The following is a 13,924-nucleotide window of genomic DNA, read 5'->3' on the forward strand; positions in this document are numbered from 1 at the left end:
AAGGGACCGAGTGACGTGAGCCTCGCCGACAACCACGGTCTGGCCGCGGTAACGCCGCCCGCCCGGGGCCGCCCCCGCAGCGAGGCCGTGGAACACGCCATCCTGGAAGGCGCGATGAAGCTGCTGGAGGACGGTGTGCCCCTGGCCGAGCTGTCCATCGAGCGGATCGCCCGCACCGCCGGTGTCGGCAAGGCCACCATCTACCGCCGCTGGAGCGGCAAGGAAGAGCTGTTCGTCGACGTCATACGGGCCGCCGAGCCCGAGGACCCCGAACTGCCCGGCACCTCCCTGCGCGACGACCTCGTCGTGCTGCTGGAGTCGCTGCGGCAGCGCGGCGTCGCCAGCCGGGCCTCGGCGATCCTGCACAACGTCCACGCCCAGGTGAAGAGCCATCCGAAACTGTGGGCGGCCTACCACGCCAACGTCATCGCCCCCCGCCGCAAACTCGGCCTGGAGGTGCTGCGGCGGGGACAGCTCAACGGCGAACTGCGCGCCGACGTCGACCTGGAACTCGCCAACGACCTGTTCGTCGGCCCGATGCTGCTGCGCGCGGTCATGCGGGCCGACGCCGACCTGCCCGAGGGACTGGCCGAGGAGATCGTCGACGCCGTGCTGTCCGGTCTACGGCCCGTCAGCCGGCCGTCGCAGTAGCCCCGATGTGCGGTTTTCGTCACAGAACACGCTTGCAGCGGTGACAGCCGGAACTCCCCGGACCACGGCGGACGTCCTGGTGGCCGTACGGCCGTCGCGGGACGGCGGAACGGAACCGATCATCCCCTAGGGTCGTAAGTCACGGGGGCGACGGTGTGCACGGCAGGTAGTGAGGCGACGGTATGGCGCAGCAGGCATACGTGACGGAGAAGGACGAGGGCGGCTCGGGCGACGAGCGACCGGGCTCCCGACTCCGGCGCCTGGCGGCCCGTCTGACCGGGCCCTGGCGCGGCGACCCGCGGATCTGGCGGCGCGGCCTCGTCCTCGCGGCGGTCGCCGGCGTCCTCGCCCTGGTGATGCTGGTCCACTCGCGCATCCCCAACCGGATCGGCAACCTCGGCAGCCTGACCGAGACGTTCCTGCCCTGGTGCGGGCTGCTGGTGCCGGTGCTGCTCGGCCTCGCGCTGCTGCGCCGGTCGGCGACCGCGCTGATCGCGGTGGTGCTGCCCGCGGTGGTCTGGCTGAACCTCTTCGGCGGGCTGCTCACCGACAAGACCGCGGGCGGCGGCGACCTGACGGTGGCCACGCACAACGTCAACGCCGACAACCCCGACCCGTCCGGCACCGCCCGCGCGGTGGCCGCCTCCGGCGCGGACGTCGTCGCCCTGGAGGAACTGAAGGCCTCCGCGGTCCCGACGTACACGCAGGCGCTGGCGTCGGCCTACCGGTACCACTCGGTGCAGGGCACGGTCGGGCTGTGGAGCAAGTACCCGCTCGGCGACGTCCGGGCCGTCGACATCAAGCTGGGCTGGACCCGCGCCATGCGCGCCACCGTGACCACGCCCGCCGGGCCGGTCGCGGTGTACGTCGCCCATCTGCCGTCGGTGCGGGTGAAGATCGAGGCCGGGTTCACCGCCCGGCAGCGCGACAAGAGCGCCGACGCGCTCGGCGAGGCCATCGCCCACGAGACGCTGACCCGGGTCATCCTGCTCGGCGACCTCAACGGCACCATGAACGACCGCTCCCTCAACGCCGTCACCTCGCAGATGCGCTCCACGCAGGGCGCGGCGGGTAACGGCTTCGGCTTCAGCTGGCCGGCGTCGTTCCCGATGGCCCGGATCGACCAGATCATGGTCAAGGGCATCGAGCCGGAGAGCTCCTGGACCCTGCCGGAGACCGGCAGCGACCATCTGCCGGTCGCCGCTCGTGTGAGCGTCACCACGTCGTAACCCGCCGGAATACCGGCCCGGGAAGAGTTTGTTCCGAACGAGAACATAAGCTGTACGGATTCTCGCGTCCGGACTTCCGGCTCGCGGACGCCCGCTCTCCCCGTGAAAGGTGCTTCATGCCCCTGGCCCTGCTCGCCCTGGCCATCGGAGCTTTCGGCATAGGTACGACCGAGTTCGTGATGATGGGCCTGCTGCCCGACGTCGCGGACGACCTGCACATCTCGATCCCCACCGCCGGGCACCTGGTCTCGGCGTACGCGCTGGGCGTCGTCATCGGCGCCCCGCTGCTGGCCGCGGCGACCGCGCGGATGTCCCGCCGTACGGTCCTGATCGCCCTGATGGCCCTGTTCGTCGCGGGCAACGCCCTCTCGGCGCTCGCGCCCGGCAACACCTCCCTCCTGGCCGCCCGCTTCCTCAGCGGACTGCCGCACGGCGCCTTCTTCGGGGTCGGCGCGGTCGTCGCGACGACGCTGGTGCCGCCGGAGCGCAAGGCGCGCTCGGTGTCGCTGATGTTCCTCGGCCTGACCGTCGCCAACATCGCGGGCGTGCCCGCCGCCACGCTGCTGGGCCAGCACCTGGGCTGGCGGGCCACCTTCCTCGGGGTGAGCGTGATCGGCCTCGCCGCGATCGCGTCGCTGGCCCTGCTGATCCCGCGCGACGGCGGCGGCAGCGCCCCCGCCGGCGGCCTGCGCGGCGAACTGGCCGCGCTGCGGTCCCTGCCGGTGTGGCTGGCGCTGGGCACGACGGTGGCCGGTTTCGGCGCGCTCTTCGCGGCCTACAGCTACGTGACCCCGATGCTGACCGACGCGGCCGGCTACGCCGACACCAGCGTCACGGCGCTCCTGGCCCTGTTCGGCGTCGGCGCGACCATCGGCAACCTGCTCGGCGGCCGCCTGGCCGACCACGCCATGCGGGCCACCCTCTTCGGCGGCCTGGCCTCGCTGGCCGTGGTGCTGGCCGCCTTCCCGCTGCTGATGCGGAACCCGGTCACGGCCGCCCTCGCCGTCACCCTCCTCGGCACGGCGGCCTTCGTCACCGGCTCCCCGCTCCAGCTGATGGTCATGGAGAAGGCCGCCGCGGCGCCCTCCCTGGCCTCCTCCGCCAACCAGGCAGCCTTCAACCTCGCCAACGCGGGCGGCGCCTGGATCGGCGGCCTCGCCCTGGCGGCGGGCTTCGGTACGACGTCCCCGGCCCTGGCGGGCGCGGTCCTGGCGGTGCTGGGCGTGGGCGTCGCGTCGGTGGCGTACGGGGTGGACCGGCGCCGGACACCGGCGCCGGCCACGCGGGAACGGGTGGTCGCGGGGCACGTGCCGCAGGACGCGGAGGCGGTGCGGTCCTGAGGGCGGGACGGCCGGGGGTGCCGCGTCGCCAGGACGGGCGGGGCGCCGCGTCACCTGGACGGGCGGGGCGCCGCGTCCAGTCCTCGCACCCCTTGACGCCGTCCTCGCATCCGTCCTGGCAGGCCGTCAGTTCCCCGTCGGCCGTACCGGACGGACGGTGGTCCCGTACCGTGAGGGCGATCCGCGTACCCACAACGGCCGGGCCTTATGGGAGAGATGACATGCCCTTACGCACCCGCGGCCGCCTGGGCGTCCTCTGCCTGGCCGCCGCCCTGTCCCTGCTCGCCGCCTGCACCTCGGACGACACCGACGACCGGCGGCCGGTGGCCGGCAGCCACCCGTCTCCCCGTACGGCGGCCCGGTCGCCGCAGGAGCCGCCCGAACTGGACGCGGGGGAAACGGTCGCGGGCCGCCGGGGCGCGACGAGCGGCAACGCCGAGGTCCCGTACGCGAGCGGCGGGAAGGGTGACGCGCTGATCGTCGCGGTGCGCTGCGAGGGGGAGGGGACGGTCAAGGTGTCGGTGTCGTCCGTCCATGTCTCGTTCCCGCAGAAGTGCCTCCCCGGCGAGGTGAGTACCACCTACAACCAGGTGGCCGTCAGCGGCGCCGACCGCGGCGGGACGGTCGCCGTCGAGGCGCCGTCGCCCGTGCGGTGGTCGCTGACCGTCGGGCGGGGTGCGCCGGCGCAGGAGGAGCCGCCCGGGACGGGGTGAGGCCGGTCGTGTCGTGAGGGACAGCGGCCTGACGGGAGCGACCATCGCACCCCCCGCACCAAAACCCCCGCCCCCAAACCCACTTGGCCTGCTCTTGGTCATTCGAGGGCTCTTCTTGGCCTGCCCATTCCCCTGACATGAACGGTTCAGAGAAAGAGTGGCCACCGTCGAGTGATCACTCGCAGCGAACCGCACACAGGGGGTTCTATGAGATCCAATCGCGCCAAGGTGCGCGCCGGAGTGAGCCTGGCAGCCACCCTGCCCATGCTCGCGGGCGCGCTGGCGCTCGGGATACCCGCGGCGCACGCCGCCGGCGGGGCGCACCGGGACGCGCTGGCCGGGACCAAGCCGGCGTGGGCCACGGCCGGGGCGGACAAGGGTGCCGCCCCGGACAGTGCCCCGGTCAACGCCCGCGTCTACCTGGCCGGCAAGGACGCGGCCGGACTCGCGGCGTACGCCAGGGCCGTCTCCGACCCGTCGTCGGCCGCCTACGGCAAGTACCTGACGGCCGCTCAGGCCCAGTCCCGCTTCGGTGCCACGAAGGCCCAGGTCGCCGCCGTGAAGTCCTGGCTGACCTCCGCCGGACTGAAGGTCACCGGCGTCACCGCGCACTACGTCTCCGTCACCGGTGACGTGGCCGCCGCCGAGCAGGCCTTCGGCACCCAGCTGCACAACTACAAGAAGGGGAGCGGGACTTACCGGGCGCCCGCGGCCACCGCCTCCGTCCCCGCGAGCCTCGCCGGTGCCGTCCTGACCGTCACCGGTCTGGACAACGCCCCGCACAAGGCGAACCACAAGGACCAGCTCCCGCCGCCGGACGCGGTGTTCAAGAACGCCGGGCCGTTCTCGTCGTACTACGGCTCCAACCTCGCCACGACGCTTCCCACCGCCTACGGGCAGACGATCCCGTACGCCCCCAAGGGCTACACCGGCCGGCAGCTGCGTGCCGCGTACGGCGCCGGCGGCTACACCGGCAAGGGCGTCCGCATCGCCATCACCGACGCCTACGCCTCGCCCACCATCGCCTTCGACGCGGGCAGCTACGCGAAGAAGCACGGTGACGCCGCCTGGACCACCGGGCAGCTGCGCCAGGTGCTGCCGGACAAGTACACGAAGACCAAGGAGTGCGGCGCGGCCGGCTGGTACGGCGAGGAGACCCTCGACGTCGAGGCCGTGCACGCCGTCGCGCCCGCGGCCCAGGTGACCTACGTCGGCGCCGCGTCCTGCTACGACGACGACCTGCTCGACTCGCTCAGCAAGATCGTCGACAACCACCTCGCCGACATCGTCTCCAACTCCTGGGGCGACATCGAGGCCAACCAGACCCCGGACCTGGCCGCCGCCTACGACCAGGTGTTCCAGTTCGGCGCGGTCGAGGGCATCGGCTTCTACTTCTCCTCCGGCGACAACGGCGACGAGGTCGCCAACACCGGCACCAAGCAGGTCGACACCCCCGCCAACTCCGCCTGGGTGACCGCCGTCGGCGGCACCTCCCTCGCGGTCGGCAAGGGCGACGCGTACCTGTGGGAGACCGGCTGGGGCACCGAGAAGGCCGTCCTGTCCGCCGACGGCAAGAGCTGGACGGGCTTCCCCGGCACCTTCACCTCGGGCGCGGGCGGCGGCACGAGCAAGACCGTCGCCCAGCCGTACTACCAGAAGGGCGTCGTCCCCGACGCGCTCGCCAAGGCCAACAGCGCCGACGGCAACCGCGTCGTGCCGGACATCGCGGCGATCGCCGACCCCAACACCGGGTTCCTCGTCGGGCAGACCCAGACCTTCCCCGACGGCACCGAGCAGTACAGCGAGTACCGCATCGGCGGCACCTCGCTCGCCGCGCCCGTCATCGCGGGCGTCCAGGCCCTCGCCCAGGAGGCCCACGGCGGCCAGGCCCTCGGCTTCGCCAACCCGGCGATCTACGCCCGCCACGGCTCGAAGGCCTACCACGACGTCACCGACAACCCCACGGGCAGCGGCCTCGCCGTGGTCCGCGTCGACTACGTCAACGGCCTCGACGCCGCCGACGGCCTGAGCACCTCCGTGCGCAGCCTCGGCAAGGACAGCTCGCTGCAGGCGGTCAAGGGCTACGACGACGTCACCGGCGTCGGCTCGCCCGCCTACGGCTACGTCCAGTCGTACCGCAAGCGGTAACCCGCGACGGGGGCGGCGTGGCGCGGCCCACTGCGGCCGGGTCCCGCGCCGCCCCCCATAACGTCGCTCTGACGATTACACTGGGCGCGTGCCTCAACTTCGACTCGCCCTGAATCAGATCGACTCGCGCGTCGGCGACCTCGCCGGGAACACCGAGACGATCGTCCGCTGGAGTCGGCACTCCGCCGAGCAGGGGGCGCATCTCGCGGCCTTCCCGGAGATGGCCCTCACCGGCTATCCCGTCGAGGACCTGGCCCTGCGGTCCTCCTTCGTGGAGGCCTCCCGCGCCGCCCTGCGCGCGCTCGCCGCCCGCCTCGCCGACGAGGGGCTCGGCGAACTGCCGGTGCTCGTCGGCTACCTCGACCGCTGCGAGACCGCCCAGCCGAAGTACGGCCAGCCGGCCGGCGCCCCGCAGAACGCCGCCGCGCTGCTGCACCGCGGCGAGGTCGTGCTCACCTACGCCAAGCACCACCTGCCGAACTACGGCGTCTTCGACGAGTTCCGCTACTTCGTGCCCGGCGACACCATGCCCGTAGTCCGACTGCACGGCGTCGACATCGCCCTCGCCATCTGCGAGGACCTCTGGCAGGAGGGCGGCCGGGTCCCCGCCGCCCGCTCCGCCCGGGCCGGGCTGCTGCTGTCCGTCAACGCCTCGCCCTACGAGCGCAACAAGGACGACACCCGCCTGGAACTGGTCCGCAAGCGCGCCCAGGAGGCCGGCTGCACCACCGCCTACCTCGCCATGACCGGCGGCCAGGACGAGCTGGTGTTCGACGGCGACTCGATCGTCGTCGACCGCGACGGCGAGGTCGTCACCCGTGCCCCGCAGTTCTCCGAGGGCTGTGTCGTCCTCGACCTCGACCTGCCGGCCGCCGACCCCGGCGCCCCCACCGGGACCGTCGACGACGGCCTGCGCATCGACCGCGTCGTGCTGTCCGAGGATCCCCTCCCGGCCTACGCCCCGGAGCACACCGGCGGCTACGCCGAGCGCCTGGACGACGAGGAGGAGGTCTACTCCGCCCTGGTCGTGGGCCTGCGCGCGTACGTTCGGAAGAACGGCTTCCGGTCCGTCCTCATCGGCCTGTCCGGCGGCATCGACTCCGCGCTCGTCGCGGCGATCGCCTGCGACGCCGTCGGCGCGGAGAACGTCTACGGCGTGTCCATGCCCTCGAAGTACTCCTCCGAGCACTCCCGCGGCGACGCCGCCGAGCTGGCCCGCCGTACCGGACTGAACTTCCGCACGATCTCGATCGCGCCCATGTTCGACGCCTATATGGCGGCCGCCGAGCTGACCGGGCTCGCCGAGGAGAACCTCCAGTCCCGGCTGCGCGGCACGCTGCTGATGGCCCTCTCCAACCAGGAGGGCCACATCGTCCTCGCCCCCGGCAACAAGTCGGAGCTGGCGGTCGGCTACTCCACGCTCTACGGCGACTCGGTGGGCGCGTACGGCCCGATCAAGGACGTCTACAAGACGTGGATCTGGCGGCTGGCCGAGTGGCGCAACCGCGCCGCCCACGAGCGCGGCCAGACCCCGCCCATCCCGGAGAACTCCATCACCAAGCCGCCCAGCGCCGAGCTGCGCCCCGGCCAGGTGGACACCGACTCGCTGCCGGACTACCCGGTCCTCGACGCGATCCTGGAGCGGTACGTCGACCGGGACCAGGGCGCCGACGAGATCGTGGCCGCCGGGTACGACCGGGACCTGGTGACGAAGACGCTGCGGATGGTGGACACCGCCGAGTACAAGCGCCGCCAGTACCCGCCGGGCACCAAGATCTCCGCCAAGGGCTTCGGCAAGGACCGCCGCCTGCCGATCACCAACGGGTGGCGCGAGACGGCGTAGCCCCCGTGCTCAGGCCCGCGGTGTCGCGCCGCGGGCCTTCAGCATGTCGGCCATCAGCGCGATCTCCGACTGCTGCGCGTCGACCATGCCCTGCGCCAGCCGCTTCTCCACGCCGACCGCGCACCGCTCCACGCAGCCCTCGGCCATGTGGATGCCGCCCTTGTGGTGGTCGGTCATCAGCTGGAGGTAGAACACCTCGGCCTGCCGGCCGCTGAGCGACTGGAGCTTCCTCAGGTCGCTGTTGGTGGCCATGCCCGGCATCAGCGCGCCGTCCTTGGCCTCGGGCATGCCGCCCATGCCCATCCACGTCATGGGCGGCTCGGCCGACACCTTCGGCAGCTCCCACAGGTCGAGCCAGCCCAGCAGCATGCCGCGCTGGTTGGCCTGCGTCTGCGCGATGTCGTAGGCGAGGCGCCGCACCTCCTCGTCCTTCGTGCGGTCGCGCACCAGGTACGACATCTCCACGGCCTGCTGGTGGTGGACCGCCATGTCCCGGGCGAACCCGGCGTCCGCGGAGTCCGCGGCCGGCACCGCCGTCGCCGGACCGCGGTCCTCCGCGACCGCGTAGGTGATCGCCCCGGCCGCGACGAGCGCCGCCGCGGCGGCCCCGGCGACCAGTCCGACGTGCGGCCTCACTGCATCGTCCCGCCGCTGCACGAGGCGCCCGGCTCCGGCGTCTGCTTGCCCTGCACGTACGTCTGGAGGAACGCGTCGACCGCCGGGTCGCTCGCGCTCTTCACCGTCCGCTGGTGCCCCCACGCGGACAGCACGATCGGCGCGTCCTGGTTCTCGTAGGGGCTCATCAGCGTGTACGGCGTCTTCTTCACCTTGGCGGCCAGCGCCTCCACGTCGGCCTTGGCCGCCTTGTCGGTGTACGTCACCCACACGGCCCCGTGCTCCAGCGAGTGCACGGCGTTCTCGTTCTTGATCGCCTTGGTGTAGACGGTGCCGTTGCAGTCGGCCCAGATCGGGTGGTGGTCCCCGCCGACCGGGGGCTGCATCGGGTAGTCGACGCTCTTGGTGACGTGGTTGCGCGACAGCGTGCCCTGCCAGGTCTTCACCCCGTCGGCGCCCGTGACGAACTGCCCGGAGGCGTTCTTGGCCTCGCCGGTCTTGCCGGCGGCGGAATCGTCCGAGGCGTCGGACCGGTTGTTGACCACGAACACACCGCCGACGACGAGCGCGGCGACCGCCACCACGCTCGCGCCGATGACGAGGACCCGGTTGCGCCGCTCGCGGGCCTGCTCGGCGCGCCGCATCTCCTCTATGCGCGCCTTGCGCGCCGCGCTGCTGCTCGTGTTGCCGGAGCCCATGGGGTGTCCTTCGGGGGAGAGGGGACGGACGGGTGCGGCTGATCGTAGTGGGGAAGGAGGGGCGCGCTGTAGAGCGACCCCGGCCATCGGCCGCAAGGCCCGGGGATAAGTGGTATCGGAGATGCGAATTATCTAGGCTGGCCGGTATGCGGCTCCTGCGCTCCACCGACCTCGCGCTGCGCTTCCTGATGCGGCTCGCGGTCTCCGACACCCCCCTCCCGACGACCCGCGAGGTCGCCGCGGACATGGACGTGCCCTACACGCACGCCGCCAAGGTCGTCGCCGAGCTGCAGCGCCTGGGCCTGGTCGACGCCCGCCGCGGCCGGGGCGGCGGCCTCGCCCTGACCGAGAAGGGCCGTACGGCGTCCGTGGGCGCCGTCGTACGCACCTTCGAGGGCGACGGCGACGTCGTCGACTGCGAGGGCGCCACCCCCTGCCCCCTGCACACCGCCTGCCGCCTGCGCGGAGCACTGCGCCGGGCCCAGGAGGCCTTCTACGCCGCCCTGGACCCGGTCACCCTGGCGGACCTCGTCGCGGACCCGACGGGACCGCTGCTCCTCGGCCTGCCCAGGGCGCGCTGATCAGCCCCGGGCCAGCCAGAGGTCCGGCCCGAACACCTCGTAGTGGATGTCGGCCGGGGCGACGCCCCTGGCGAGGAGCTGCTCCCGCACCGACCGCATGAAGGGCAGCGGTCCGCACAGGTACGCGCGCGTGCCCGCCGGTACGGCGACGCCGGTGAGGTCCACCAAGCCGGTACGGGCACCGGCCGGGGCGTCCTGCTCGTACCAGAGGTGCAGGGCGGCGTCGGGCAGCTTGGCCGTGTAGGCCTCGTGCTCGGCGCGCAGGGCGTGGTCGGCGGGGGAACGGTCGCCGTGCACGACGGTGACCGGGGCGCGGTGCCCGTCCTCCGCGAGCTGCGCCAGCATGGCGATCATCGGGGTGACGCCGATGCCGGCGGAGGCGAGCAGCACGGGCGCGTCCGGGGCGTCGTCGAGGACGAGGTCGCCGTAGGGGGCGGACAGCTCCAGGACGTCGCCCTCCCGTACGCGCGCGTGCAGGTGGTTCGAGACCTCGCCGTCGGGGGAGGTGCCGTCGCCGGGCACGCGCTTGACGCTGATCTGCCGGATCGTCTCGGCGGGCGCGCCCGAGAGGCTGTACTGGCGTATCTGGCGGGCGCCGTCGGGCAGCCCGACGCGGACCGAGACGTACTGGCCGGCGCGGAAGGCGGGCACCGGGCCCCCGTCGACTGGGCGCAGCCGGAAGGTGGCCACGTCGGCGGTCTCCTCGACGCGCTCGACGACCTCCCACTGCCGCAGGCCCGGCTCGCCGCTCTCCTCGTACAGCCGCTTCTCGATCGCGACCAGGGCGTTCGCCATCAGCCAGTACACCTCGTCCCAGGCCGCGGCGACCTCGGGCGTGACGGCCTCGCCGAGGACGCCGGCGATCGCCGCGAACAGGTGCTCGTGGACGACGGCGTACTGCTCGGGGGCGACGCCGAGGGAGGCGTGCTTGTGCGCGATGCGGTGCAGCATCGCGTCGGGCCGCTGCTCGGGGTGGTCCAGCAGGTGCGCGGCGAACGCGGCGATGGAGCCGGCCAGGGCCTGGCGCTGGGTGCCGGCGGCCTGGTTGCCGCGGTTGAACAGGTCCCGCAGCAGGCCGGGGTGGGCGGCGAACAGGCCGGCGTAGAAGCGCTCGGTGATCTCGTCGAGGTGCGCGCCGACGGCGGGCAGGGTCGCGCGGACGACGGCGGCGGACGGGGCGGACAGCATCAGGCCTCCTCGGGGCGGGCTGGGCGTCGGCACCGTATTAAAAGTTGCATCTGAGATGCAAATTAAAGGCGCGGATCCGGCCAGGGGAGCGGCGGCGGGGACCGGCCATTACGGATGTCGGTGCGAGCAGGCAAGATGGGCCTGAGCGGTACACCTGCCGTACGCGGGGCGTTCAGCCCCCGGTCGGTCGGCCGATCATGGTCCGCAACGCGCATGAAATGGTGTTGTGGTGGGATGCTCAGGTGCCCGACCGCCCGCCCGCGGGACGTGGGACAGGCGGCCTGACCAGCAAGGATGGGGAAGCGGAAGATGGACAAGCAGCAGGAGTTCGTGCTCCGGACGTTGGAGGAGCGCGACATCCGGTTCGTACGCCTGTGGTTCACGGACGTGCTGGGCTTCCTCAAGTCCGTCGCCGTGGCCCCCGCCGAGCTGGAGCAGGCCTTCGACGAGGGCATCGGCTTCGACGGCTCCGCCATCGAGGGCTTCGCCCGGGTCTACGAGTCCGACATGATCGCCAAGCCGGACCCGTCCACCTTCCAGATCCTGCCGTGGCGCGCGGAGGCCCCCGGCACCGCCCGCATGTTCTGCGACATCCTGATGCCGGACGGCTCCCCGTCCTTCGCCGACCCGCGGTACGTCCTCAAGCGTGCCCTGGCCCGCGCCTCCGACCTCGGCTTCACCTTCTACACCCACCCCGAGATCGAGTTCTTCCTGCTGAAGGACAAGCCGGTCGACGGCACCCGGCCGACCCCCGCCGACAACTCCGGCTACTTCGACCACACCCCGCAGAACGTGGGCATGGACTTCCGCCGCCAGGCCATCACCATGCTGGAGTCGATGGGCATCTCGGTGGAGTTCTCCCACCACGAGGGCGCCCCCGGCCAGCAGGAGATCGACCTGCGGTACGCCGACGCGCTGTCCACCGCCGACAACGTCATGACGTTCCGCCTGGTGATGAAGCAGGTGGCGCTGGAGCAGGGCGTGCAGGCCACCTTCATGCCGAAGCCGTTCTCCGAGCACCCCGGCTCCGGCATGCACACCCACCTGTCGCTCTTCGAGGGCGACCGCAACGCGTTCTACGAGTCGGGCGCCGAGTACCAGCTCTCCAAGGTCGGCCGCTCCTTCATCGCGGGCCTGCTGCGGCACGCGGCGGAGATCTCCGCCGTCACCAACCAGTGGGTCAACTCCTACAAGCGCATCTGGGGCGGCACCGAGCGCACCGCGGGCGCCGGCGGCGAGGCCCCCTCCTACATCTGCTGGGGCCACAACAACCGCTCGGCGCTGGTCCGCGTGCCCATGTACAAGCCCGGCAAGACCGGCTCGGCCCGCGTCGAGGTCCGCTCCATCGACTCCGGCGCCAACCCCTACCTGACCTACGCCGTCCTGCTGGCCGCCGGCCTCAAGGGCATCGAGGAGAGCTACGAACTCCCGCCGGGCGCCGAGGACGACGTCTGGGCCCTCTCCGACGCCGAACGCCGCGCCCTCGGCATCGAGCCCCTCCCGCAGAACCTCGGCGAGGCCCTGAGCCTGATGGAACGCAGCGACCTCGTCGCCGAGACCCTCGGCGAGCACGTCTTCGACTTCTTCCTGCGCAACAAGAGGCAGGAGTGGGAGGAGTACCGCTCGGAGGTCACCGCGTTCGAGCTGCGGAAGAATCTGCCGGTGCTGTAGGCGGGGCCGGGCAGGGCCGGTGGCTCATTGGATCAGGTCGGTGTGCGGATGTCCGGGAGAGGCCGGGCAGACGTAGATCTGCAGGTTGTCCGTGCTGCCGACCTCGACCTTGGTCGGCTGCGAGGGGCTCTGGCCGCAGCAGTTGCCCGTGCTGTGGGCGGCGGCCTGGTCTTCCTGCGGCGCCCAGCTGCGTCCCCCGCCGCCGTCCCATTCGTAGGAGGCGACGGTCAGGAGCGGGACCATCCGGGCCTCACAGGCCTCGCAGTACCGGGGGATGGGGTCGGTGCGGCCCCAGGGGGGCCAGCCGCCGACCTTCCAGCCGGGCGCGTCCGCCAGATGGGTGTCGTAGAACTCCAGAGGGTAGTCCGCGTCGACGTCGGCCACGTCGGCGCCGGCCGCCCGCCACCGGCTCCGGTCCTCCAGCACCCGCCGTGTCTCGGGGCTCAGGTCGAGGCTGTGGGGGTACTCGGTGATCGCTTCCGGTGCCAGGACGCACGGATCCGGCACATAGCCCTCGTAGTTCACCTCGTACGGCTCCGGCGGGGTGCCGAGGACGTCGACGACCGCGGCGGCGGACCGCCAGAACAGCGCGGTCGCCGGCTTGTAGTCCGGATCGTGGTCGTAGGGACACCACAGGACCTGGAGCAGATCGGCCTGCCCGGGCGGCCGCAGCAGGGGTATGTCGCGTACGTACAGCTGGGCCACGGGCAGCAGGGGGACCGGGCAGTCCGCGGGCAGCGGAGGCCCGGCGCCGAGTCGCTCCGCGAGCACGGCGGCGTTGCGCTCCTTGATCGCCGCCTCCTCGGGGGTCGTCCCGGGACCGCCGTGATCGCTGTGCCACCGGACCCGCATGCGCCTCAGCAGCCGCACGTCGGCCGGCGACTGGCGGAACCCGCTGTCGCGGTGCAGGTGGAAGGCCTCGCAGTGCGGCCACGGCTCGTCGGCCGGCCACAACAACGGCCCCCCGACCGAGCTCTCTTCGACGGAAGGCGACCCGGGACGGGGGTGCAGCCGGATCGCGGGCCGGGCGAGCGGCGCCAGTTCGGGAAAGACCGCGCTCACGTCCACGGGCCGCGGCGGAGTAGTGCGTACGAGAACCATGCGGGTGATCCTGTCACCCGGCACTGACAGACCCCGGCCGCCCCAACCGGCCTGTGGAGCATCGGGGTTCAAGCCGCCCGGGCCTAACGCGAGAGGTGGGAGTGGCAGGAGTGGCGCCCCAATAATTGTAATTAGGCGCTAATTGC

12 protein-coding genes are annotated in these 13,924 nt (G+C 72.3%); 8 read left to right on the forward strand and 4 right to left on the reverse strand.

Going from position 1 to position 13,924, the window contains the following annotated elements; all coding sequences use genetic code 11:
* The first annotated feature begins 15 nt into the window (after positions 1–15).
* From IE308_RS35365 to IE308_RS35390, 6 genes are all read left to right on the forward strand, one after another.
* Entirely contained in the window at positions 16–651 is a 636-nt protein-coding gene (locus IE308_RS35365; protein ID WP_229909372.1) for a TetR/AcrR family transcriptional regulator, read from the forward strand.
* Between the two features lie 182 nt (positions 652–833).
* A complete protein-coding gene (locus IE308_RS35370; protein ID WP_110627807.1) occupies positions 834–1,880 on the forward strand; it encodes an endonuclease/exonuclease/phosphatase family protein in 1,047 nt (348 codons plus the stop codon).
* A gap of 116 nt (positions 1,881–1,996) precedes the next feature.
* Positions 1,997–3,220, forward strand: a complete 1,224-nt coding sequence (locus tag IE308_RS35375; protein ID WP_190221017.1) for an MFS transporter — start codon at positions 1,997–1,999, stop codon at positions 3,218–3,220.
* Between the two features lie 221 nt (positions 3,221–3,441).
* Complete coding sequence (locus tag IE308_RS37135; protein ID WP_229909374.1) at positions 3,442–3,933, forward strand: hypothetical protein; 492 nt, start codon at positions 3,442–3,444, stop codon at positions 3,931–3,933.
* 207 nt (positions 3,934–4,140) lie between these two features.
* The gene (locus IE308_RS35385; RefSeq protein WP_190221018.1) at positions 4,141–6,081 is read left to right on the forward strand and encodes a S53 family peptidase; all 1,941 of its coding nucleotides are present in this window, start codon (positions 4,141–4,143) and stop codon (positions 6,079–6,081) included.
* 88 nt (positions 6,082–6,169) lie between these two features.
* Positions 6,170–7,924 (forward strand): NAD+ synthase, encoded by a 1,755-nt coding sequence (locus tag IE308_RS35390; protein WP_110627804.1) that lies wholly within the window; start codon positions 6,170–6,172, stop codon positions 7,922–7,924.
* Positions 7,925–7,933: 9 nt separating this feature from the next.
* On the opposite strand, the gene IE308_RS35395 is transcribed toward IE308_RS35390, so the two are convergent.
* Positions 7,934–8,560, reverse strand: coding sequence for a DUF305 domain-containing protein (locus IE308_RS35395; RefSeq protein ID WP_190221019.1), 627 nt, complete (start codon positions 8,558–8,560; stop codon positions 7,934–7,936).
* Positions 8,557–9,237 carry a thioredoxin-like domain-containing protein gene (locus IE308_RS35400; protein ID WP_190221020.1) on the reverse strand — a complete coding sequence of 227 codons (681 nt, stop codon included), beginning with the start codon at positions 9,235–9,237 and terminating at the stop codon, positions 8,557–8,559. The genes IE308_RS35395 and IE308_RS35400 overlap by 4 nt, the downstream gene beginning before the upstream one ends.
* Positions 9,238–9,383: 146 nt before the next feature.
* On the opposite strand from IE308_RS35400, the gene IE308_RS35405 reads away from it, so the two are divergent.
* Positions 9,384–9,818: an RrF2 family transcriptional regulator gene (locus tag IE308_RS35405; protein WP_110627801.1), complete on the forward strand. Its 435-nt coding sequence runs from the start codon at positions 9,384–9,386 to the stop codon at positions 9,816–9,818.
* Here IE308_RS35405 and IE308_RS35410 read toward each other — a convergent pair whose 3' ends face one another.
* Positions 9,819–11,006, reverse strand: a complete 1,188-nt coding sequence (locus tag IE308_RS35410) for a globin domain-containing protein (protein ID WP_190221021.1) — start codon at positions 11,004–11,006, stop codon at positions 9,819–9,821.
* Between the two features lie 309 nt (positions 11,007–11,315).
* Here IE308_RS35410 and glnA2 point away from each other — a divergent pair, with 309 nt between their 5' ends.
* Positions 11,316–12,677 carry a gamma-glutamylpolyamine synthetase GlnA2 gene (gene glnA2, locus IE308_RS35415; RefSeq protein WP_110627799.1) on the forward strand — a complete coding sequence of 454 codons (1,362 nt, stop codon included), beginning with the start codon at positions 11,316–11,318 and terminating at the stop codon, positions 12,675–12,677.
* Between the two features lie 24 nt (positions 12,678–12,701).
* Here the strand turns inward: glnA2 and IE308_RS35420 are convergent, their stop codons facing one another.
* The gene (locus IE308_RS35420) at positions 12,702–13,778 is read right to left on the reverse strand and encodes a hypothetical protein (protein ID WP_190221022.1); all 1,077 of its coding nucleotides are present in this window, start codon (positions 13,776–13,778) and stop codon (positions 12,702–12,704) included.
* Positions 13,779–13,924: the final 146 nt, after the last annotated feature.

It is taken from the genome of Streptomyces griseosporeus (genome assembly GCF_014656055.1).
GTDB classification, from domain to species: Bacteria; Actinomycetota; Actinomycetes; order Streptomycetales; family Streptomycetaceae; genus Streptomyces; species Streptomyces griseosporeus.